This is a genomic window from Pseudomonas bharatica CSV86 (assembly GCF_000319305.2).
Lineage (GTDB): Bacteria > Pseudomonadota > Gammaproteobacteria > Pseudomonadales > Pseudomonadaceae > Aquipseudomonas > Aquipseudomonas bharatica.
On sequence record NZ_AMWJ02000002.1, the window covers coordinates 526,559 to 547,659 of the forward strand.

Annotated in this window: 18 protein-coding genes and 5 pseudogenes; 4 read left to right on the forward strand and 19 right to left on the reverse strand. The window is 59.9% G+C overall.

Features of this window, described 5'->3' with window-relative positions:
- The first annotated feature begins 8 nt into the window (after window positions 1-8).
- A complete protein-coding gene (locus tag CSV86_RS16080; RefSeq protein ID WP_000610830.1) occupies window positions 9-1,286 on the forward strand; it encodes an ISL3 family transposase in 1,278 nt (425 codons plus the stop codon).
- Between the two features lie 49 nt (window positions 1,287-1,335).
- Here the strand turns inward: CSV86_RS16080 and fliF are convergent.
- The 5 genes and pseudogenes from fliF to CSV86_RS16105 all read right to left on the reverse strand — a co-directional run.
- Window positions 1,336-2,073: pseudogene (fliF, locus tag CSV86_RS16085) on the reverse strand (flagellar basal-body MS-ring/collar protein FliF); the annotation flags it as partial.
- Window positions 2,074-2,088: 15 nt separating this feature from the next.
- Entirely contained in the window at window positions 2,089-2,418 is a 330-nt protein-coding gene (fliE, locus tag CSV86_RS16090) for a flagellar hook-basal body complex protein FliE (RefSeq protein WP_009402338.1), read from the reverse strand.
- Window positions 2,419-2,508: 90 nt separating this feature from the next.
- Window positions 2,509-3,798, reverse strand: coding sequence for an ISL3-like element ISPpu12 family transposase (locus tag CSV86_RS16095; RefSeq protein ID WP_004574636.1), 1,290 nt, complete (start codon window positions 3,796-3,798; stop codon window positions 2,509-2,511).
- Between the two features lie 21 nt (window positions 3,799-3,819).
- The gene (gene lspA / locus CSV86_RS16100) at window positions 3,820-4,332 is read right to left on the reverse strand and encodes a signal peptidase II (RefSeq protein WP_003821921.1); all 513 of its coding nucleotides are present in this window, start codon (window positions 4,330-4,332) and stop codon (window positions 3,820-3,822) included.
- 3 nt (window positions 4,333-4,335) lie between these two features.
- Window positions 4,336-5,231: pseudogene (locus tag CSV86_RS16105) on the reverse strand (cation efflux transmembrane domain-containing protein).
- A 95-nt stretch (window positions 5,232-5,326) separates the two neighbouring features.
- Between CSV86_RS16105 and cadR the strand changes: the two are divergent.
- A complete protein-coding gene (cadR, locus tag CSV86_RS16110) occupies window positions 5,327-5,734 on the forward strand; it encodes a Cd(II)/Pb(II)-responsive transcriptional regulator (protein ID WP_009403731.1) in 408 nt (135 codons plus the stop codon).
- A 181-nt stretch (window positions 5,735-5,915) separates the two neighbouring features.
- On the opposite strand, the gene CSV86_RS16115 is transcribed toward cadR, so the two are convergent.
- The 4 genes and pseudogenes from CSV86_RS16115 to CSV86_RS16130 form a co-directional block, all read right to left on the reverse strand.
- Window positions 5,916-7,313, reverse strand: a complete 1,398-nt coding sequence (locus CSV86_RS16115) for a sigma-54-dependent transcriptional regulator (protein WP_009402336.1) — start codon at window positions 7,311-7,313, stop codon at window positions 5,916-5,918.
- Window positions 7,310-8,515, reverse strand: a complete 1,206-nt coding sequence (locus CSV86_RS16120; RefSeq protein ID WP_009402334.1) for a sensor histidine kinase — start codon at window positions 8,513-8,515, stop codon at window positions 7,310-7,312. Before CSV86_RS16120 ends, CSV86_RS16115 begins: the two co-directional genes overlap by 4 nt.
- A gap of 180 nt (window positions 8,516-8,695) precedes the next feature.
- Window positions 8,696-10,099 (reverse strand): annotated as a pseudogene (locus tag CSV86_RS16125) (sigma-54 dependent transcriptional regulator); the annotation flags it as partial.
- Between the two features lie 177 nt (window positions 10,100-10,276).
- Window positions 10,277-10,591, reverse strand: coding sequence for an ArsR/SmtB family transcription factor (locus tag CSV86_RS16130; RefSeq protein ID WP_000349485.1), 315 nt, complete (start codon window positions 10,589-10,591; stop codon window positions 10,277-10,279).
- A gap of 141 nt (window positions 10,592-10,732) precedes the next feature.
- Here CSV86_RS16130 and CSV86_RS16135 point away from each other — a divergent pair, with 141 nt between their 5' ends.
- Both CSV86_RS16135 and CSV86_RS16140 read left to right on the forward strand, forming a co-directional pair.
- A complete protein-coding gene (locus CSV86_RS16135; protein WP_040363373.1) occupies window positions 10,733-11,737 on the forward strand; it encodes a permease in 1,005 nt (334 codons plus the stop codon).
- Between the two features lie 12 nt (window positions 11,738-11,749).
- Entirely contained in the window at window positions 11,750-13,027 is a 1,278-nt protein-coding gene (locus CSV86_RS16140; RefSeq protein ID WP_000610830.1) for an ISL3 family transposase, read from the forward strand.
- Between the two features lie 59 nt (window positions 13,028-13,086).
- Here CSV86_RS16140 and CSV86_RS33430 read toward each other — a convergent pair.
- From CSV86_RS33430 to pseI, 10 genes and pseudogenes are all read right to left on the reverse strand, one after another.
- Window positions 13,087-13,164: pseudogene (locus tag CSV86_RS33430) on the reverse strand (hypothetical protein); the annotation flags it as partial.
- Between the two features lie 169 nt (window positions 13,165-13,333).
- Window positions 13,334-13,630: a flagellar protein FliT gene (gene fliT / locus CSV86_RS16150; RefSeq protein WP_009402880.1), complete on the reverse strand. Its 297-nt coding sequence runs from the start codon at window positions 13,628-13,630 to the stop codon at window positions 13,334-13,336.
- Window positions 13,631-13,653: 23 nt separating this feature from the next.
- Window positions 13,654-14,037 carry a flagellar export chaperone FliS gene (gene fliS, locus CSV86_RS16155; RefSeq protein WP_009402882.1) on the reverse strand — a complete coding sequence of 128 codons (384 nt, stop codon included), beginning with the start codon at window positions 14,035-14,037 and terminating at the stop codon, window positions 13,654-13,656.
- Between the two features lie 129 nt (window positions 14,038-14,166).
- Entirely contained in the window at window positions 14,167-15,567 is a 1,401-nt protein-coding gene (gene fliD / locus CSV86_RS16160) for a flagellar filament capping protein FliD (protein ID WP_009402884.1), read from the reverse strand.
- Between the two features lie 81 nt (window positions 15,568-15,648).
- Window positions 15,649-16,017, reverse strand: a complete 369-nt coding sequence (locus CSV86_RS16165; RefSeq protein WP_009402885.1) for a flagellar protein FlaG — start codon at window positions 16,015-16,017, stop codon at window positions 15,649-15,651.
- 67 nt (window positions 16,018-16,084) lie between these two features.
- Window positions 16,085-16,939: a flagellin domain-containing protein gene (locus CSV86_RS16170; protein WP_009402887.1), complete on the reverse strand. Its 855-nt coding sequence runs from the start codon at window positions 16,937-16,939 to the stop codon at window positions 16,085-16,087.
- Between the two features lie 217 nt (window positions 16,940-17,156).
- Window positions 17,157-17,408, reverse strand: coding sequence for a hypothetical protein (locus CSV86_RS16175; protein WP_009402889.1), 252 nt, complete (start codon window positions 17,406-17,408; stop codon window positions 17,157-17,159).
- Window positions 17,409-17,413: 5 nt separating this feature from the next.
- Window positions 17,414-18,702: pseudogene (locus CSV86_RS16180) on the reverse strand (motility associated factor glycosyltransferase family protein).
- A gap of 55 nt (window positions 18,703-18,757) precedes the next feature.
- Window positions 18,758-19,684: a ketoacyl-ACP synthase III gene (locus tag CSV86_RS16185; RefSeq protein WP_009402893.1), complete on the reverse strand. Its 927-nt coding sequence runs from the start codon at window positions 19,682-19,684 to the stop codon at window positions 18,758-18,760.
- A gap of 391 nt (window positions 19,685-20,075) precedes the next feature.
- Window positions 20,076-21,098: a pseudaminic acid synthase gene (gene pseI / locus CSV86_RS16190; RefSeq protein WP_311985842.1), complete on the reverse strand. Its 1,023-nt coding sequence runs from the start codon at window positions 21,096-21,098 to the stop codon at window positions 20,076-20,078.
- Window positions 21,099-21,101: the final 3 nt, after the last annotated feature.

Below are 21,101 nucleotides of genomic sequence, written 5' to 3' on the forward strand. Positions count from 1 at the left end.
GGCGGGAGATGATTAATTCGTTAAGCCTTCCTGGGTACCAGTTGGTGGATTCTGATGAGCAGAATGAAGACATACATTTTCGGCTTGAAGCACCTACACCAGTAGCCTGCGAGGGGTGCGGCGTGCAGGGTGAGTTCGTGCGGTTCGGCAAGCGTGACGTTCCCTATCGTGATCTGCCCATCCACGGCAAGCGGGTCACTCTCTGGGTGGTCCGCCGCCGATACACCTGCCGGGCCTGCAAGACAACATTCAGGCCCCAGCTACCGGAGATGGTGGACGGATTCCGTATGACACTGCGGCTGCATGAGTACGTGGAGAAGGAATCCTTCAACCACCCCTACACCTTTGTGGCGGCACAGACCGGCCTGGACGAGAAGACGGTGCGCGACATCTTCAACGCCCGCGCCGAGTTCCTGGGGCGCTGGCACCGCTTCGAGACGCCCCGCATCCTGGGCATTGACGAGCTATACCTGAACAAGCGCTACCGCTGCATTCTGACCAACATTGAGGAGCGAACCCTGCTCGACCTGCTGGCCACCCGCCGCCAGGACGTGGTGACCAACTACCTGATGAAGCTGAAAGACCGGCAGAAGGTCGAGATCGTCAGCATGGACATGTGGAACCCCTACCGGGCAGCGGTCAAGGCTGTGCTGCCCCAGGCCCGTATCGTGGTCGATAAGTTCCATGTGGTGCGCATGGCCAACGATGCCCTAGAGAGAGTGCGCAAGGGCCTCAGAAAGGAGCTGAAACCGTCCCAGAGCCGGACTCTCAAGGGAGACCGGAAAATCCTGCTGAAACGCGCTCACGAAGTCTCAGACCGGGAGCGCCTCATCATGGAGACCTGGACAGGCGCGTTCCCGCAACTGCTGGCCGCCTACGAGCACAAGGAGCGCTTCTACGGCATCTGGGACGCCACCACACGGCTCCAGGCAGAAGCCGCCCTGGACGAGTGGATAGCCACCATCCCGAAGGGCCAAAAGGAAGTCTGGAGCGATCTGGTCAGGGCAGTGGGAAACTGGCGCGAAGAGACCATGACCTACTTCGAGACGGACATGCCCGTCACCAACGCTTACACGGAGTCCATCAACCGACTGGCCAAGGACAAGAACCGTGAAGGGCGCGGTTACTCCTTCGAGGTGATGCGGGCACGAATGCTCTACACCACGAAGCACAAGAAGAAGGCACCGACTGCGAAGGTCTCTCCTTTCTACAAGAAAACCATCGGTTACGGACTGCCGGACTTCGCAGAGGAACTCAACTACGGAGTCGATCTATCAACCATCTGATAATGGTATCAGGTTGGTGGGGTAAAGGTGCCCCATCAACCATTAAATCCGTATACCCGGTGTTTTCCAGCTGGCTGGAGAGCAGGTTGCCCTTCTGGTCGACCACGGTGACCTGGGACTTGTCCAGCTCCGGAACGCTGGTCGCCACCAGGTTGACGATGGCCATCACCTGCCCGGCTTCCAGGGAACGCCCCGGATACAGCTCGACCAGCACCGATGCGCTCGGCTTGCGCTCGTCACGGACGAACACCGAGCTTTTCGGGATCGCCAGGTGCACGCGGGCCGCCTTGACATTGCTCAGGGCCGAGATGGTCCGCGCCAGCTCGCCTTCCAGGCCGCGACGGTAGCGGGTGGCTTCCATGAATTGGCTGGTGCCGAGGCCCTGTTCCTTGTCGAGGATCTCGAAGCCGACGTTGCCGTCGCTCGGCGCCACGCCGGCAGCGGCAAGCTTCAGGCGGGCACGGGAAATGTCATCGGCCTTGACCAGCAATGCACCGGAATTGGGCTCGACGTTGTAGGGGATGTCTGCGGCAGCCAGGGTTTCCATGACCTGCTTGGTGTCCATGCCGGACAGGCTGCCATACAGCGGACGGTAGTCCGGCTGCTGCGACCAGAGGACCACGGCGAAACCGATGGCCACGCTGGCGGCCAGGCCGACCAGCAGGCCGATCTGCCGCAGCATGGGCATCTGCGAAATGTTTTCCAGGAACGACATGCCGAACAGCGGCGGCTTGGGCGCTGGCGGGCTGCCCTTGGCGGGCACGTTATCGACGACTGCATCGGCCATGAATCAAATCCCGCCTTAAACCGGCATCTGCATGATGTCTTGATACGACTGCACGAGCTTGTTGCGCACTTGCGTGAGGGCCTGGAATGAGACGCTGGCTTTCTGCGAGGCGATCATCACGTCGGTCAGGTCGACGCCGCTCTTGCCGATTTCGAAGGCATTGGCCAGTTGGGTGGACGCCTGCTGGGTGTCGTTGACCTTGTTGATGGCCTGACCCAGCATATCGGCGAAACTGCTCTGGCCCAGTTCGGCAGGTGCCTGCACGGACTTCGAGCCCGACATGGCTTCCGCCTGCATGGCGCGCATGTCCAGCATCAACCGATTGAATTCAACACCTTGGCTCATGAACTTCTCTCTCCGGGGGCCCGCATTTTTTTGGGTATACGGATTTAATGGTTGATGGGGCACCTTTACCCCACCAACCTGATACCATTATCAGATGGTTGATAGATCGACTCCGTAGTTGAGTTCCTCTGCGAAGTCCGGCAGTCCGTAACCGATGGTTTTCTTGTAGAAAGGAGAGACCTTCGCAGTCGGTGCCTTCTTCTTGTGCTTCGTGGTGTAGAGCATTCGTGCCCGCATCACCTCGAAGGAGTAACCGCGCCCTTCACGGTTCTTGTCCTTGGCCAGTCGGTTGATGGACTCCGTGTAAGCGTTGGTGACGGGCATGTCCGTCTCGAAGTAGGTCATGGTCTCTTCGCGCCAGTTTCCCACTGCCCTGACCAGATCGCTCCAGACTTCCTTTTGGCCCTTCGGGATGGTGGCTATCCACTCGTCCAGGGCGGCTTCTGCCTGGAGCCGTGTGGTGGCGTCCCAGATGCCGTAGAAGCGCTCCTTGTGCTCGTAGGCGGCCAGCAGTTGCGGGAACGCGCCTGTCCAGGTCTCCATGATGAGGCGCTCCCGGTCTGAGACTTCGTGAGCGCGTTTCAGCAGGATTTTCCGGTCTCCCTTGAGAGTCCGGCTCTGGGACGGTTTCAGCTCCTTTCTGAGGCCCTTGCGCACTCTCTCTAGGGCATCGTTGGCCATGCGCACCACATGGAACTTATCGACCACGATACGGGCCTGGGGCAGCACAGCCTTGACCGCTGCCCGGTAGGGGTTCCACATGTCCATGCTGACGATCTCGACCTTCTGCCGGTCTTTCAGCTTCATCAGGTAGTTGGTCACCACGTCCTGGCGGCGGGTGGCCAGCAGGTCGAGCAGGGTTCGCTCCTCAATGTTGGTCAGAATGCAGCGGTAGCGCTTGTTCAGGTATAGCTCGTCAATGCCCAGGATGCGGGGCGTCTCGAAGCGGTGCCAGCGCCCCAGGAACTCGGCGCGGGCGTTGAAGATGTCGCGCACCGTCTTCTCGTCCAGGCCGGTCTGTGCCGCCACAAAGGTGTAGGGGTGGTTGAAGGATTCCTTCTCCACGTACTCATGCAGCCGCAGTGTCATACGGAATCCGTCCACCATCTCCGGTAGCTGGGGCCTGAATGTTGTCTTGCAGGCCCGGCAGGTGTATCGGCGGCGGACCACCCAGAGAGTGACCCGCTTGCCGTGGATGGGCAGATCACGATAGGGAACGTCACGCTTGCCGAACCGTACGAACTCACCCTGCACGCCGCATTCCTCGCAGGCGATGGGATCGGGCACGTCCACCTGGAAGTGCATTTCGTCGTCGGTTGATTTGCAGCCCAGTACTTGGTATTGCGGCAGGTGAAGGATGTTGTCGGGAAGTTCGGTCATGGTGTTGTATAGGCGTAGGTGTCAGTCAGATCCATCCGACTCGGCATTGGTGTTTGCTTTTTTACCCAACAAGCTGCTGGAAACGAAAAGTAAGGCACCGAGGACAATTGCAATATCAGCCAGGTTGAAGGCCGGCCAATGCCAGTCTCGCCAATAGAAATCAAAGGAATCCACAACATAGCCGCGAAAGACCCGGTCAATCAGGTTGCCCATGGCGCCACCGAGGATAAGACTGTAAGCGATGGCTTCTCCTTTATGACGATTTTCAAGGATCAGCTTGATCAGAAAAATCGAGACCACTACCGCGATTCCGATAAAAAAGTAGCGCTGCCAGCCTCCACCATTCGCAAAAAGACTGAATGCGGCACCGGTGTTCCATAGGTGCACCCAGTTAAAGAACGGGGTCACCGAAACATACTCGCCATAGGCCATTGATTGCTGCACCAGCCACTTTACAGCCTGATCAGACGCTGCCAGCAGGCCCGATATGGACAATAGGGCATACGGCGAGAGCTTTTTGCCAATAATGAGCATTATTTAACCCTTCAACGCCAAAATGCGTCTGGCACCGTTAAGTACAATGCCCCCGCGATGGTGCCGATAATCAGATCCGGATAATTGGAACCGGTCCACGCGACCAGGGCGCCGGCGGTGATGACCCCCAGGTTGATCACCACGTCGTTGGCCGAGAATATCCAGCTTGCCTTCATGTGCGCCCCGCCTTCCCGATGTTTGGATATGAGCAGCAGACAACTGGTATTGGCAATCAATGCGACGAATGCGATAGCCATCATCACCAGCGATTCAGGCTCACTACCGAATACAAAGCGTCTCACCACCTCTACGAGCACGCCCACAGCCAAGATCAGTTGCAGTACACCAGCAAGATGCGCGGCACGTACCTGCATTTTCACGCTATGTCCAACCGCATAAAGGGCAAGCCCGTACACCGCCGCATCGGCAAAATTGTCCAGGGATTCTCCAATCAGGCCGGTGGACCGGGCGATCAGACCGGCAGTCATTTCCACCACGAACAGAAGTGCATTGATGCCGAGCAACCAGCGCAGGGTCCCGGATTCTTGCTTAGCAGAAGCTGCCGAAAACTCGGCGGCCTTGATGGTCTCCGGATTTGCAGCGACGGTTTCCTGAAGCGAGGCGCCTAGCCCCAAGGTCTTCAGTTTCGAGGTGACGGGCTCGACCTCGCCGTCATGCACGACCTTCAGCCGGCGGTTCGACAAGTCGAAGGACAGCGCCCGAATCTCCTCAAAGCCGTTCAGGGCTAGGCGAATCATTCGTTCTTCTGATGGACAGTCCATCTTCGGCACGGCATAAACACTGACCCATCTCCCTGGCGCCTCGGAGGAGGCCTGTATATCGGTATCCGCTGCGGACGTTGCATCACCGCCACAGGCGCCACCACAGGATTTGCTCATGATACGACTCCACTTGAACAATGTTGTGGTACCATTTAAAACTATAAAGCTACTATAAGGTCAATAGAGTAAAGAATCCGTTGGGGAGGAGGCTGATGCGCATTGGTCAGTTGGCGCAGTTGGTAGGGGTCGAAACACAGACGATCCGCTTCTATGAACAGCAGGGCTTGTTGCCGCCGCCTGATCGGCAGGACAACGGTTACCGTGTCTATACCGAGAAGCATGGTGAGGGGCTGGCCTTCATCCGTCGCTGCAGAATCCTGGGCCTGTCACTGGCTGAGATTCACGAACTACAGAGCTATGAGGACGACCCTCATCAGCCTTGTACCGCCGTCAACGCCTTGCTCGATGATCACATCTCTCATGTGCGGTCGCAGATAACCGCTCTGCAAGCGCTTGAGAAACAACTCGTTTCACTGAGAGCGAGTTGCAACGATGACCGGGAAGTTGAGGCGTGTGGGGTTCTTGCTGGAATTAGCGAAGGAAACATGCACCAGCAGTAGGTGAAGCATCAACCAGATAATCCGATGAGATGCCGGTCTGTCTCACTCTCATGCAAAGGTAAGATCAACCATTTAATCCGCTTACCCATTTTTTTGACACTCACGCAGCAGCTGAAACAGGACATAGCAACAAGAGTGCCAGCTAGCCCAAACGATTTTGCGAAACCATCACCAACATCCCTCAAAGCCCCGTGGCATAAAGGCTGGCCTCCACATCGAGGCCTGCATCGCGCATTTGTGCCAGTTTGTAACGCAAGGTCCGCGGACTGATCCCGAGACGCTCGGCGGCCTCCTTGCGACGGCCACGCTCGGCGCGAAGGGTGTCGATGATCATCTGGAACTCATGGCGGCGCAAGTCGTCTCCCAACCCGCCCACCTCGTCCGTCCCGGCAACCGCCTGCGGTGCTGCAGGCCGCGCCACATGGGGCGTCGAGGGCAAAACCGGGAGTGCACCGGCAAGACAGAAATCCGCCGCCGCGATCACCCCACCCTGCTGCAGGATCAGGGCGCGCTGAATCGCGTTGTCCAGCTCGCGCACGTTACCCGGCCAGGCATAGCCTTGCAGGCAGGCCCTGGCTTCCTCGGAGAGCCTAACCGGTGCGTGCTTCATTTTATTGACGTGGCGCAAGAGCAAACGCTCGGCCAATGGCAGAATATCGGCGCTTCGTTCCCTGAGCGGCCGCCAGGCCAGCGGGAACACCGACAGGCGATAGAACAGGTCTTCGCGGAAACGCCCCGCCGCGACTTCGCCCGCCAGGTCTCGGTTGGTCGTGGCAACCACACGGATATCCAGGGGAATCGGCTTGCGTCCGCCGACCCGCTCCACTTCCCTTTCCTGCAACACACGCAGCAGCTTGGCCTGCAGGCCCAGGGGCATCTCGGAAATCTCGTCCAGCAACAAGGTACCGCCGTCGGCCTGCTCGAACTTGCCTGCCTGCGCCGCAATGGCACCGGTGAACGAGCCTTTTTCGTGACCGAACAGCGTCGCCTCGAGCATGTTGTCGGGGATCGCCGCACAGTTGATCGCCACGAAAGGCTGCCCGGCCCGGGGCGACTGCTGGTGAATGTAGCGGGCCAGGACTTCCTTGCCGGTACCCGACTCGCCGGAAATCAATACGGTGGAATCGCTGCGCGCGACCCGCGCGGCCAGCTCCAGCAATTGCGCGCTGGCGGGTTCCAGGGCCACAGGGCCTTCGGCATCGGCGGCGCCGACGGCACCGAGGGCATGACGCGCGACCAGCTCCAGCAGGGCCTTCGGCTCGAAAGGCTTGACCAGGTAATCGGCAGCGCCCTGGCGCATCGCATCCACCGCCCGCTCCACCGCCGCATGGGCAGTCATCAGCAGGACCGGCAACTGTGGCTGGCTGGCGCGCAGGCGCGCGAGCAACTGGTGCCCGTCCATCCCGGGCATGTTCACGTCGCTGACCACCAGGTTGAACGGTTCGGCAGCCGCCATTTCCAGGGCATCCTCGGCGCAACCGGCCGCGCGCCAGGCGAAGCCGCCCAGCTCCAGGGTATCACCCAGGGCCTGGCGCAATGCGCGATCGTCTTCGACCAGCAATACCTTGATCACGCTCATGCCGACACCCCGCACAGACCGTCGATAAGCGGCAGACTGACAATTGCACAGGTTCCCCGGCCCGGACGCGAACGCAGGTGCAACTCGCCCTGGTGCGCCCTGGCAACTGCCTTGACCACCGCAAGGCCCAGGCCGGTACCGGTGGCCTTGGTGGTCAGGAAAGGTTCGCCGAGGCGTCGCAGCAATGCGCCGTCGATGCCGCTGCCGGCATCACTGATGCACAGGCGCAGGGTGGTGTCGCGACGGTACAGGTGAATTTTCAGGCGGGCGCTGCCGGAACTGGCCTGCAGGGCGTTCTCCAGCAGGTTGAGTAGCGCACCGACCAGGGTGTCGCGATTGCACAGCAGCTCGCCCAGATGGCTGTCGCACTGCCAGCGCACGCTGTGCCCCTGAACCTGGGTCTGCGCCGCCTGCTGCAAGGCCTGGAACAAGGCCTTCGGGGTCAGGCGGTCGGTCAGCGGCAGCTCGCCGCGGGCGAACACCAGCATGTCGCGCACCTGGTGCTCCAGTTCATGCAGGCGCTCCTTGAGGCTGCCGGCGAAACGCTGGCGGGTTTCCAGGGGCAGGTCCTGCCCGGCCAGATGGCTGGCGTAGAGCATCGCGGCCGAGAGCGGCGTACGGATCTGGTGGGCCAGGGAGGCGACCATGCGGCCAAGGGTGGAAAGGCGCTCGTGGCGGGCCAGGCGGTCTTGCAGATGACGGGTCTCGGTCAGGTCGTTGAGCAGCACCAGCTGGCCGGGCTCGGCATCCAGGGAGCGGGTGGAAATGGACAGCCGGCGGCCGTCGCGCAGGGAGATCTCGTGACCGTCATCCTCGCGAGGCGCGAAGCAGCGGGCGATCACCTGGCGCCACAGCTCGCCGACCAGCGGCGCGCCGAGCATCTCGCAGGCTGCCGGGTTGGCCTCACGCACCAGGCCATGACCATCGATGACGATGACGCCGCCGGGCAGCAGGTCGAGCAGGTTCTGCAGACGGTTGGCCAAGCGCTCCTTTTCCGCCAGCTCGGCCATCCGCTGGGCGCTGACCACTTCAAGCTCGCCCTTGAGTTCGGTGACCCGTGCTTCAAGCAGGTTATAGGACTGGCTGAGCTGGGTGGACATCTGGTCGAACAGGGCAAACGCCTGCTCCAGGCCGACGCGGCCCTGCTGCTCGGCAGCATCCGGACGTTGCGGCTCGGGTGAAGTGATAGCGGCGTGGGGCATCGTGCTCTCTCGCATGGCTTACCGTCATAAAACGGTATGTTGAAAGCGGTATAGCAATAGCCATGCCGGAAACTTTTGCGGCATGCCCGGCGAAAACGACAAGGCCCGCATGGCGGGCCTTCACCGGACAAAAAGAAAGGTTTTAACACAGCGGCCCCCGTTGGCCGCCAGAAGCAGGCGTCAATCCTCCGCCTGCTCGTCCCCATCGCGACGGCTCATGCCGTACTTGCGCATCTTTTCCACCAGGGTGGTGCGGCGAATGCGCAGGCGCTCGGCGGCCCGCGCGACGATGCCGCTGGCATCGTCCAGCGCCTGCTGGATCAGTCCTTGCTCCAGGCTGCCGAGGTAATCCTTCAGGTCCAGGCCTTCCGGCGGCAACATGGCGTTGGTCGGGAAGCTCGGCGCATGGCCGTTGATAACCACGCGCTCCTCCAGGTCGGAGCGCAGGCTGTCCACCAGTTGCTCGTCTTCGTCGTCGACATAGCGGAATTTCTTCGGCAGCTCGGCAACCCCGATCACACCATAGGGATGCATGATCGCCATGCGCTCCACCAGGTTGGCCAGCTCGCGGACATTGCCTGGCCAGCCGTGGCGGCACAGCGACATGATCGCCGCCGAGTTGAAGCGGATCGATCCGCGCTTTTCATGCTCCATGCGCGAGATCAGTTCGTTCATCAGCAGCGGGATGTCTTCCACCCGTTCGCGCAGCGGGGCCATCTCGATGGGGAACACGTTCAGGCGGTAATACAGGTCTTCGCGGAACGAACCCACCTCGATCATGCTTTCGAGATTCTTGTGGGTCGCAGCAATGATCCGTACGTCGATGCTCTGGGTCTTGTTGCTGCCGACCCGCTCGAAGGTGCGCTCCTGCAGCACGCGCAGCAGCTTGACCTGCATCGGCAGCGGCATGTCGCCAATCTCGTCGAGGAACAGGGTGCCGCCGTTGGCGAGCTCGAAGCGTCCGGCGCGACTGGTGATTGCCCCGGTGAAGGCGCCCTTCTCATGGCCGAACAGCTCGCTTTCGAGCAGCTCCGCAGGGATCGCACCGCAGTTGACCGGCACGAACGGCGCTTCTCGGCGCTTGGAGTGGTAGTGCAGGTTGCGCGCCACCACTTCCTTGCCGGTTCCGGACTCACCGAGGATCAGCACGCTGGCGTCGGTGTCGGCGACCTGCTGCATCATTTGCCGCACGTGCTGGATAGCCCGGCTGGTGCCGACCAGGCTGCGGAACAGGTTCGGCTCGCGTTGCCGCCCGCGCTCACGGGCCTGGTCGTACATCTCGCGATAAACCTGGGCGCGATGCAGCGAATCCAGCAACTTGCTGTAGCTCGGCGGCATTTCGAGGTTGGACAGAACACGGCGACGCAGCTCTTCCGGAAGCTCCAGCGAAGAAAATTCACCTAAAAGCAAAACAGGAAGGAACTCATCCCATGCAGCCACTGTCTTAAGCAAGCCCAGAACGCTGGCCGGCGAATTTACAGCGCCAATGAGGACACAGAGGACTTCACGACTGGACGATAACGACTCGACAACCTGCTCCCAGTCATGACTGGAGCACGGCAGATTTTCTTCCCCAAGAAAATTCGGGTATCCGGAATTTCTGGTTGATAAAATGCCAAAGATGTAAAGAAGAAAATCTTTCTCAGCGGATTATCTGATTGATCCTCTTCAGCCTACTCTACTGCCAATTTTCTGTTTCCACCTTCGCCTGAGTCTTCATAGCGATGCTGACTAGGGAGGACAGCGAGAGCTGGGCAAGCGTCAAAGCGGTTCTGGTTCATGCGCAATCCGGACACCTGCACAACATTCCTCTTGTAAGAAACCGATCAAATTCTCTAGGTGCCCATACTCGGGTATACAGACAATCGTGCGGCTATGTTTCTCCTGCCGGATCAGCCCTACCTTGGCCATGCGCGCAAGGTGATGTGATAGCGTCGAAGCAGGAATACCCAGCCCCTTCTGGATATCTCCGACCGAAGCCCCATCATGGCCAGCTTTGACCAGAAAGCGGAACACGGACAGTCGGTGACTATTCCCTAGCTCAGCTAAGCTGGCTGCAACCTTTTCGTGATCCATAGCACGCCCCAATAATTCGATGTTTCTAGAATTATAGTTGACAGGTCGGATAAACGCAAGTAGGCTGCGTACATCATTTCGACAATACTAGAAATATAGGAGTAATATTGAATGTCATCTCAACTCCAAGACGCTCTAGGCATGTTCGCCTTTCTCGCTATCGAGCTATCGGTTTTATTCATTGGCATTAGCTTGCTGGTCGGAGTTCTTCAACGTCACATCCCACCATCCAAGGTGGAAGCGTTACTGACTTCCAGTGGGAAGCGAGGCTATTTTCTTGCTGCTGGTTTAGGAGCTATAACGCCCTTCTGTAGTTGCTCGACTATCCCCATGTTGAAAGGGTTGATTCGGGCACGGGCCGGTTTTGGGCCGATGATGGTGTTTCTTTTCTCATCTCCGTTGCTGAATCCTATCGTCGTCGGCCTGCTGGTTGCCACGTTTGGATGGACACTTACTGCTATCTATGTGCTCGCCGCTTTGGTGGTCGCGGTAGGTGCCGGATGGCTGCTTCACACGCTTGGCTTCGAGCGTTATGTGCGCCGGACGGCGACACAAGAGAGCAGTGGATGTAGTTCATCAGCAAGCCCGTGCAGTGCTACATCGACCGCATCGAGTTGCGGCACCAACAGCTGCGACACCACTCCGAAGACGGCTTCTTGCGGGGCTGATAGGAAGACAACAGTCTCTACGTCTAGCGAATGCTGTGACAGTCAACCCACTGTCACGGTTAAGAAAGAAGGGAAGTACAGTGGTGTGTGGCGGGAAGCTTGGTCGGACTTTATCGATGTGTTGCCTTACCTGCTCATCGGTATTGCGATTGGCAGCGTGATCTATGGTTTCATGCCCACTGACTTATTGGAGCAGTATGCAGGCCCAGATAATCCCTTTGCCATTCCAGTTGCCGCTGTCATCGGCGTGCCGTTGTATATTCGCGCTGAAGCCGTCATACCTCTGGCAGCGGCTCTGATGGCCAAAGGCGTGGGTGCCGGGACGGTGCTAGCGTTGATCATCGGCAGTGCCGGAGCCAGCCTGACTGAGCTCATTCTGTTGCGCTCTTTGTTCACGCTGAAGCTTTTAGCGGCGTTTTTAGCAGTCATTTTTGCTATGGCGATGATTGCCGGTTACGCCACCTACCTGTTTTTCTGATCAAGGCGGGAGATGATTAATTCGTTAAGCCTTCCTGGGTACCAGTTGGTGGATTCTGATGAGCAGAATGAAGACATACATTTTCGGCTTGAAGCACCTACACCAGTAGCCTGCGAGGGGTGCGGCGTGCAGGGTGAGTTCGTGCGGTTCGGCAAGCGTGACGTTCCCTATCGTGATCTGCCCATCCACGGCAAGCGGGTCACTCTCTGGGTGGTCCGCCGCCGATACACCTGCCGGGCCTGCAAGACAACATTCAGGCCCCAGCTACCGGAGATGGTGGACGGATTCCGTATGACACTGCGGCTGCATGAGTACGTGGAGAAGGAATCCTTCAACCACCCCTACACCTTTGTGGCGGCACAGACCGGCCTGGACGAGAAGACGGTGCGCGACATCTTCAACGCCCGCGCCGAGTTCCTGGGGCGCTGGCACCGCTTCGAGACGCCCCGCATCCTGGGCATTGACGAGCTATACCTGAACAAGCGCTACCGCTGCATTCTGACCAACATTGAGGAGCGAACCCTGCTCGACCTGCTGGCCACCCGCCGCCAGGACGTGGTGACCAACTACCTGATGAAGCTGAAAGACCGGCAGAAGGTCGAGATCGTCAGCATGGACATGTGGAACCCCTACCGGGCAGCGGTCAAGGCTGTGCTGCCCCAGGCCCGTATCGTGGTCGATAAGTTCCATGTGGTGCGCATGGCCAACGATGCCCTAGAGAGAGTGCGCAAGGGCCTCAGAAAGGAGCTGAAACCGTCCCAGAGCCGGACTCTCAAGGGAGACCGGAAAATCCTGCTGAAACGCGCTCACGAAGTCTCAGACCGGGAGCGCCTCATCATGGAGACCTGGACAGGCGCGTTCCCGCAACTGCTGGCCGCCTACGAGCACAAGGAGCGCTTCTACGGCATCTGGGACGCCACCACACGGCTCCAGGCAGAAGCCGCCCTGGACGAGTGGATAGCCACCATCCCGAAGGGCCAAAAGGAAGTCTGGAGCGATCTGGTCAGGGCAGTGGGAAACTGGCGCGAAGAGACCATGACCTACTTCGAGACGGACATGCCCGTCACCAACGCTTACACGGAGTCCATCAACCGACTGGCCAAGGACAAGAACCGTGAAGGGCGCGGTTACTCCTTCGAGGTGATGCGGGCACGAATGCTCTACACCACGAAGCACAAGAAGAAGGCACCGACTGCGAAGGTCTCTCCTTTCTACAAGAAAACCATCGGTTACGGACTGCCGGACTTCGCAGAGGAACTCAACTACGGAGTCGATCTATCAACCATCTGATAATGGTATCAGGTTGGTGGGGTAAAGGTGCCCCATCAACCATTAAATCCGTATACCCGAAAATTCAACACCACCGCCAGGTCACGGCGGCGAGCACTATCGTCATCGATCAGGAGAATTTTGGTTTCACGCCACATGCAATAGCAACTTCCCTAGTCAACTCGAGGCCCGTCGAAGGGCATGCTCGACATCATTCCGACTGAACGGTCAGTGTTCCGACGTCTGAAATTAAAAAACAGCCACTAGTTAAGTCAAAAAACCTTTAATAGTCAAATTTATGGCGCATTGCTGATTTTCGATCATCAGTCAGCGGTACAGATGGTATACCTTTGTCGCCTGTTGCGCCTGCTTGATCTTTGACATCTCGTCGGCAATTGCCTGACGCTCTTCCGTCGCCACATCGATCAGCTGCCGATACACCCCCAGCAGGTTCTGGAGGTTGTCGCGCAGCGCCTCCTCGTCGACCACTTCCGCGCTCATCACTTCGTCCATGCAGGCACGGCAAGCCTGGTCCAGCTCGCCCACCGCCTCCCAGTCGCGATTGGCCAATGCACCCACCAAGGCTTCCCGGGTTTCCTCGATACGCTTGAGTACGGCACTCATCACGACATCCTCATCGCAACTGGTTATTGTGGGGCGACCGCGTCCCAGCCTTCCTTGACCGTGGTCAACAGATCAGCCACTTCGTCCAGGGCGCCAATGTCATTGTTGATATTGGCATCGCACAGCCGACGGGTCATATACAGGTAGAGGGCATCGAGACGCTCCAGTTCCGGCGTCATGTTGTCGCGATCCAGGCCTTCCCGCAGTCCGCCGACAATACCGATGGCCTTGCCGATGGCGATGCCCTTGCCGGCCAGGTCCTTGCGCTCCAGGGCGCCCCTGGCCTGGGCGATGCGATCCAGACCGCCTTCCATGAGCATTTGCACCAGGCGGTGCGGGCTGGCTTCGGAGGTCTGCGCCTGGGCGCTGATTTTCTGATATTGCCGAAGGGCCAACATCGGATTCATGTTCGTACCTCAACACAATGGCTTGCTGTATGACCGGGATATCGACCCGGCGTCAAAAAACTTTAGTCACCATGAAAAAAGCCCGACATGCGGAGACGGCATTGTCGGGCTTTTGACGCCAGCAAAAAGTCAGGAGTTCTTCTGCTGCGCGGCCATGGCACTGAAGATGGACGTGATGTTGTCACGCTGGGCGTTCAACTGACCCACCAGGGTATCCATGGTGTTGTACTTTTTGGTCAGCGAAGCCGTTAGCGAGGTGATCCGCGCATCCAGGCTCGACTGCTGGGTGGCCAGATTCTTCTTGGTGCTCTCGAGGATCTTCGAACGGTCGGCGAGCAGGCCGTCGGATTGGGTGTAAGGCTCCAACGCCTTGGTCAGGCGGTTGGCGAGCCCTTCATCACCCGAGAACATGCTCTGGATTTCGCCACCAAGCTTCTGGGTATCCAGCGCTGCCGTGAGCTTGGTGCTGTCGAGTTCCAGCAGACCGGTGCTTTGCACGGTGTTGATGCCCAACTGCGACAGCACTTTCAGCGAACCATTGCCGCCGGTACTGGAGACCACCAGCTCGTTGCGCAGGGCCGAGAGCATGCCCCGAGCCAACGAGTCGCCCGCCAGCGCAGGCGCGGTACCCAGGCTGCCGTCGGCATTCTTCGGCGTCTGGCTCAGGCCGTTGATGGTGGTGACCAGCGCGTTGTAGGCATCGACAAAGCTCTGCACCGATTTTTTCAGGCCGTCACTGTTGGTGGCTACGGTGATGGTGGTTTCGGCACCCTTGGCGACCAGTTCGAGGGTCAGGCCGCTGACTGCGTTCTCTACCTTGTTTGACTTGCTGGTCAGCACCATGCCATCGACCGAATACTCGGCATTCTTGGCCAACGCAGTAATGAAGCCAGCGCCCGCCCCCGACATCTGGGTCTCGCCATCGATGACCAGCTCGGGAATACCGGCGACGGAGATGTCCGAGCCCAGGCCGGTGGTGGTGGACGTCAGCACCAGGCGCGAGCCCTGGCCATCATTGATGATGTTGGCACTGATACCCTTGGCGCTCAGGGCACTGTTGATCGCGTCGCGGGTGGACTGCAGGGTCGCGTCGGCACCGATCTCGACCTTGTAGACGGTACCGTTCTGGGTGATTTCCAGGGTGCCCTGGCTGATCGCGTCGCTACTGCTGGCAAAACGCTGGCTGGCTACCTTGGAGGCCGTCGCCAATTCGTTGACCTTCACCGCGTAGCTGCCGCCTACCGCAGTGCTGCTCGCTGTCGCCTTGACCAGTTTGTCGTCGGCCGAAGTGGCGGAGTAGCCAATGAACTGCGGTGTCGTGGTGCTGCCGAGCTTGCTCAGGGCGGTGGTGAAGGTGGTCAGCGCGCTCTTGAGACTGCCGATCGCCGAAATCGAGGCCGTGTTGGCCTTGGTCTGCCGGTCGATCTGGTTCTGTTTGGGCGTTTTTTCGGCATCCGCCAGGGCCTTGACGATTGCAGAGGTATCCAGACCACTGCCGAGGCCGAGGGCAGGCAAAATCGGACTTGCCATTACATTCTCCTTTTCCTGGCTTGCGCCAAACGCTTGAACATTACCCGATGACGCGGTTTTGTATCAAATTTCGTACCGCTTTCAGACTTTCTCGTCGAAAAGCAGGCTGTTGACGTCTTGCAGGCTCTTTGCCAGTTCCAGGGCGGTTTCGGACGGAATTTGCCGAATCACTTCGCCACTGTCACGGGCAACGACCTTGACGACAGTCGTTCCGGTGGATTCGTCCACCGAAAATTCCAGGTTGCGCTGCAACGACTGGACGTAATCCTGTAGACCCTTGACTGCTTCCTGCAGGCTGGTATCGGAGTCTTGCTTGTCTTTATCCACTGCCGCGAGTTCCGGCCTGGCGTGGACCTTTTCGGACGCACCCTGTTCAGCAGCTTTTTCCTGCTGGGCTGCAGCTGCCGCTGGAGCCGGGTAAGACGCGTTCAACCTGACGCTCATGTCCATCGCCCATCACCTCCAAAGTAAAAAGCGAGGGAATGCTCGCGCACCCCCTCGCTCTTCATCGTAGCTATTACTGAAGCAGTTTCAGTACAGCGGATGGCAGTTGGTTGGCCTGGGCCAGAACTGCGGTGGACGCTTGCTGCAGGGTTTGCTGCTTGGTCAGCTGAGCGGTTTCCGAAGCGAAGTCGGTGTCCTGAACACGGCCCATGGCAGCAGCCGAGTTCTCGTTCATGCTCTGCAGGTTGTTGATGGTGGACTGGAAGCGGTTCTGGATAGCACCCAGCTCGGACTTCTTGTCGTCAACTTTTTGCAGTGCCGCGTCGATGGCAGTGATCGCGCCGTCAACAGCGGTGTGGACTGCGGAGTCCGAAGTACCGGAAATTGCCAGGGCACCAGTACCAACAGCCAGGGCGGTAGCCGCGAAGCTGGAAGTCATCGACACGCTCAGGATCTGGCTGGTGCCAGTCATTGCACCGACCTGGAACTCCATGGTGCCAGCGGAACCGTTCAGCAGTTGCTTGCTGGTACCGAAGGTGGTGGAGGTAGCGATACGGGTGATTTCGTCGGACTTGGCCGCGAACTCTTTGTTCAGCGCCGCACGTTCAGTGGTGCCGTTCGAGTCGTTACGGGCTTGCAGAGCCAGTTCACGCATACGCTGCAGGATGTTGGTGATTTCCGACAGAGCGCCTTCAGCGGTCTGGGTGATCGAGTTACCGTCGTTGGCGTTCTTGATCGCAACAGTGGTACCGGTGACCATGGTTTGCAGCTTGTTGGCGATCTGCTGGCCAGCAGCGTCGTCCTTGGCGCTGTTGATACGCAGGCCGGACGACAGGCGGGTCATCGAGGTGCTCAGCGCTTCGGAAGCTTTGTTCAGGTTCTTCTGCACGCCCAGCGAAGTGGTGTTGGTGTTAACGGTTAATGCCATGACGAATTCCTCGTTGGATGGATACTGCGGCTTCCGGCCCTGGCATCCGCCGGGTGTGGCCTAGAGAACCTTCGTAATGTTTATCGTCGTCTTGGCGGGTTGCTTTAGGGTTTTTTCAAAAAAAAATGCCATCACACCGCCACCCCTTGAAAATCAGGCACTTGCCCCTGTTCGCAGGCACCCCGGGAGGCAAGGTCTATGTGATGGCCATCACACTTCAGCGCGGAGCTGCCTGCTCGATCAGGTTCGGCAGTTCGTACTCGAGGCTGTCGGCCAGGGAGAGCCAGTCCTGGCGTTGCTGCGCTGCCAGCATTTCACTGAAAAGCGCGGCGAACGCTTCCTGGGTAGCCCCTGGCGCCAGCGCGAACAGCGCCGGGGCTGCGGCGAACAGCTCCACCATCGCCACCGCCGCCTCGATATCGCGGCCCAGGCGAAACAGCCCGGCACACTGCCGGGCGCTTTCTTGCATCGTCCTCATTGGCAGAACGCCTCATCGAAGGTGGTACCGGCGATCAGCGCGCCGGCGCGACTGGTGTTGCGGAACGCCACCTCGGGATGACGGGCGATAAAGCGCTCCAGCTCGATCAGGTAGCCGCGAAAATTCAGCTGGGTCCGCACCCGCTGGCCATTGCCGTCCAATACCCAGTGACGGGCCACGGACACTTGCGGGCCCAGCATGCCGTCGTCCCAACCGGTGTGGGTGCGATTTCCGGGGAAGGCAAAGTCGGCGCCGAACAGCGTGATGCGGCGCATGCCCATCTTGACCGCCAGGTCGGCCGCCGGATGGATGACGCTACCCCCACGAACAAATGGCCCCGGGGAATCGCCTCGCGCACCCGGTCGTACAGGGCACTGCCGGAGTAGGCGGCATAACGGGGACCGCGCCAGCCCGCCACGGTGTCGACATCGAGCATCGGCATGTACACCAGCGAGGTGTTCGCCGAAGCCTCGGGCGGCAGATGATGCAGGCGGATCTTGTGGTCGACGCTGACCACGATATCCGGCTCGATGCCGGCTGCCAGCAGCGGCTTGTAGGCCGTATCGACGGCAATGAACAGCGGGCGCCCGGGATCGGCATGAATACGCTTGAGCGCGGCCAGGTGGCCTTGCAGGGTCGGGCCGGTGGCAATGACGAAGGCCTCCTGCCCTGCCCGGCTGCCGAACAGTTCGGCAACGTCCCGGTCGCTGCGCAATAGCGGCAGGCTTTTTTCCAGCAACTCGACAAGATGAGGGTCAGCGGTATCGAAACTGGTGTTGTTGAACGCCAGGTGGGTTTCGCTCACCAGACGGTCGCGGATCTTCGCGTTGAAGTCGTCGGCCAGCGCCAGCTCCGCCGGCAAGGCGAAGTACGGCAGCGCGATTTCCCCGGCCTCTGCAGCGTAGGCAAGCTCGACCCGTGGATCGGCGAGCCATGGGCTCTGGTCCAGAAGACGCAAGACCAGCGCGAACAGGGCGCCGTTGAGGATGTGCACATGCAGGCGCTGCACGCCAGGACGCTGCAACAGGGCGTTCTGCAGATCGCCCAGGCCGGTACCGTAGAGGTTGAGGTGGGCGCTCTGGGGCAGGCTGTCGGCCTGGAACTGCGCCTCGGCCAGGCGATCATGACGGCTGCTGAGCTGGATGCCGTCGACACTCAGGGTCGAACCCAGGCCCTGGACCAACACTGCATCGATGCCGTCGCAGTCCTCACGCACGATGCGCTCGAACAGCGACGGCCAGCGAGCCTGGATGATTTCGGCGTTACGCTGGAAAAACTCGCTCATGGTGAGCATCCCTTGCCTGCGAAACGCCGAAGATTACCCTGCGCCGGGTTTCAGGTCACGGTCGATGAAGAATCGCCGAGCCCCACGAAAGGCCCACGCCGAAACCGCTCACTGCAACCCGCTTCCAGGTAGTGTCCAGCGCGTGTTTTTCCAGGAGCAGGGGAATGCTCGACGACACGGTATTGCCGGTCTCGACCATGTCCTTGACGAACTTCTCCGGTTTGTCTTCGAAACGCCGCGCCACGGCATCGACGATCGCCGCGCTACCCTGGTGGATGCAGAAGGCGTCGATATCGTCCGCCGCCAACCCGGATTGCTCCAGCAACTCGTGCAGGTGCGCGGGCACCTTGAGCAAGGCGAAGTTGAACACCTGGCGGCCGTTCATGAAGAACACGCCATCGGTGACCTTCAGGTGCGGCGCACCGGAACCGTCAGTGCCGAACGCCGACTTGCCAAGGGCCCAGACCGGATCCTCGCCCATCCAGGTGGCGGTGGCGGCATCACCGAAAAGCATGGTGGTGTTGCGGTCTTCCGGATCGACGATCTTCGAATACGGATCAGCAGTGACCAGCAGGCCGTTCTTCAGCCCGGCGGCTTCCATGAAGCCCTTCAGCGCGTAGATGCCGTAGACATAACCGGAACAGCCCAGGGAAATGTCGAAGGCCGCGACACGGGTCGGCAGGCCGAGTTTGTCCTGGACGATGGCAGCAGTATGCGGCAGGCCTTCGGCGTCGCCGTTCTGGGTGACGACGATCAGGGCGTCGATGGAATCGCGGGACAGGCCCGGGTTGGCGGCGAACAGGGCATTGACCGCCTCGACGCACAGGTCGGAGGTTTCCTGCTCGTCGGATTTGCGAGGCAGGAAGGCCGAGCCGATCTTGCCGAGGATGAACTCCTCATCCTTGCCGAACTTGGCGCCTTGTGCGTAGTTGTCCAGGCCGGCGGCCGGAACGTAGCTCGCAATGCTTTTTATGCCAATCATCATGGCTTCCCAATAAAAAACCGCTGAATATCACCGCTCGCATGATTCGAGGGGCGCCAGAAAACAGGAATTTGCGCCATCCGCTGGACTGGATGGCGATGGCAGCGCCGGTGACACGGCCCGTCGCTGCCGGTAACGATAGAGACACAGATGTCCGTCATGACCAATAGGTCACGGATTTTCACAGACAATGGCACATTTTCCTAGGGTCGCGGCTGGATTACGGTGGTGAAGCCACTATGGCTATCGCTGGCAAGCCAGCTCCCACAGGTTTCTCGGCCAACCGCGGGTTTTGTGTTCGACACGGTTACTGTGGGAGCTGGCTTGCCAGCGATAGCGATGGTGCAGCCACTATCGCAATCGCGGGTGAACCCCGCAGGGTCAGTGATGCTTATTCGACCAGCGACCAGTCCAGCGCCGTACCGCGCTTGAGCGGTTGCCTGGCCTTGCGTCCGAGCAGGGATTCCAGGTGCTTGGGCGCCAGGCCCAGCCCCGGTCGAATGGCGCGCACATTACTGGTATCGAAAACCTCGCCAACGGCCATGTCGCGCACAACGTACAACGAACGGCGAAAGCGTTTCGATGCTTGCTCGGCCTGGGTCGCGCCATAGCGCACCTGGCCAAGCGACTGCCAGGCGCGCGCGGTTTCCTCGACAAGGCTGGCCAGTTCCGCCGGCTCCAGGGAGAACGCCGCGTCCACCCCACCCTCGGCTCGGCTGAGGGTGAAATGCTTTTCCACCACGCTGGCGCCCAGGGCCACCGCCGCCACCGAAGCGCCTACCCCGAGGGTGTGGTCAGACAGGCCGACCTCGCAGCCGAACAACTCGCGCAGATGAGGAATGGTGCGCACGTTGCTGTTTTCCGGACTGGCCGGATAGGTGCTGGTGCACTTGAGCAAGACCAGGTCGCGACAGCCGGCCTCACGCGCCGTCCGCACGGTTTCATCCAGCTCGGCGAGGCTGGCCATGCCGGTGGAGATGATCATCGGCTTGCCGGTTGCCGCCACCTTGCGGATCAACGGCAGGTCGGTGTTTTCAAAACTGGCGATCTTGTATGCCGGTACGTCGAGGCTTTCGAGAAAGTCCACGGCGCTCTCGTCGAACGGCGTGGAAAAAGCCAGCATGCCCAACTCGCGGGCGCGCCGGAAAATCGGCGCATGCCAATCCCAGGGTGTATAGGCCTGCTGGTACAAGGCATACAGCGTCGAGCCCGCCCACAGGCTGTTGGCATCCTCGATGAAGAACTCGCCGTGGTTCAGGTCGAGGGTCATGGTTTCGGCAGTATAGGTCTGCAACTTCAGGGCATGGGCTCCCGCCCGCGCCGCGGCCTCGACAATCTGCAGGGCACGCTCCAGCGACTGGTTGTGGTTGCCGCTCATCTCGGCGATGACAAAAGGCGCAGCATCGGTACCCACACG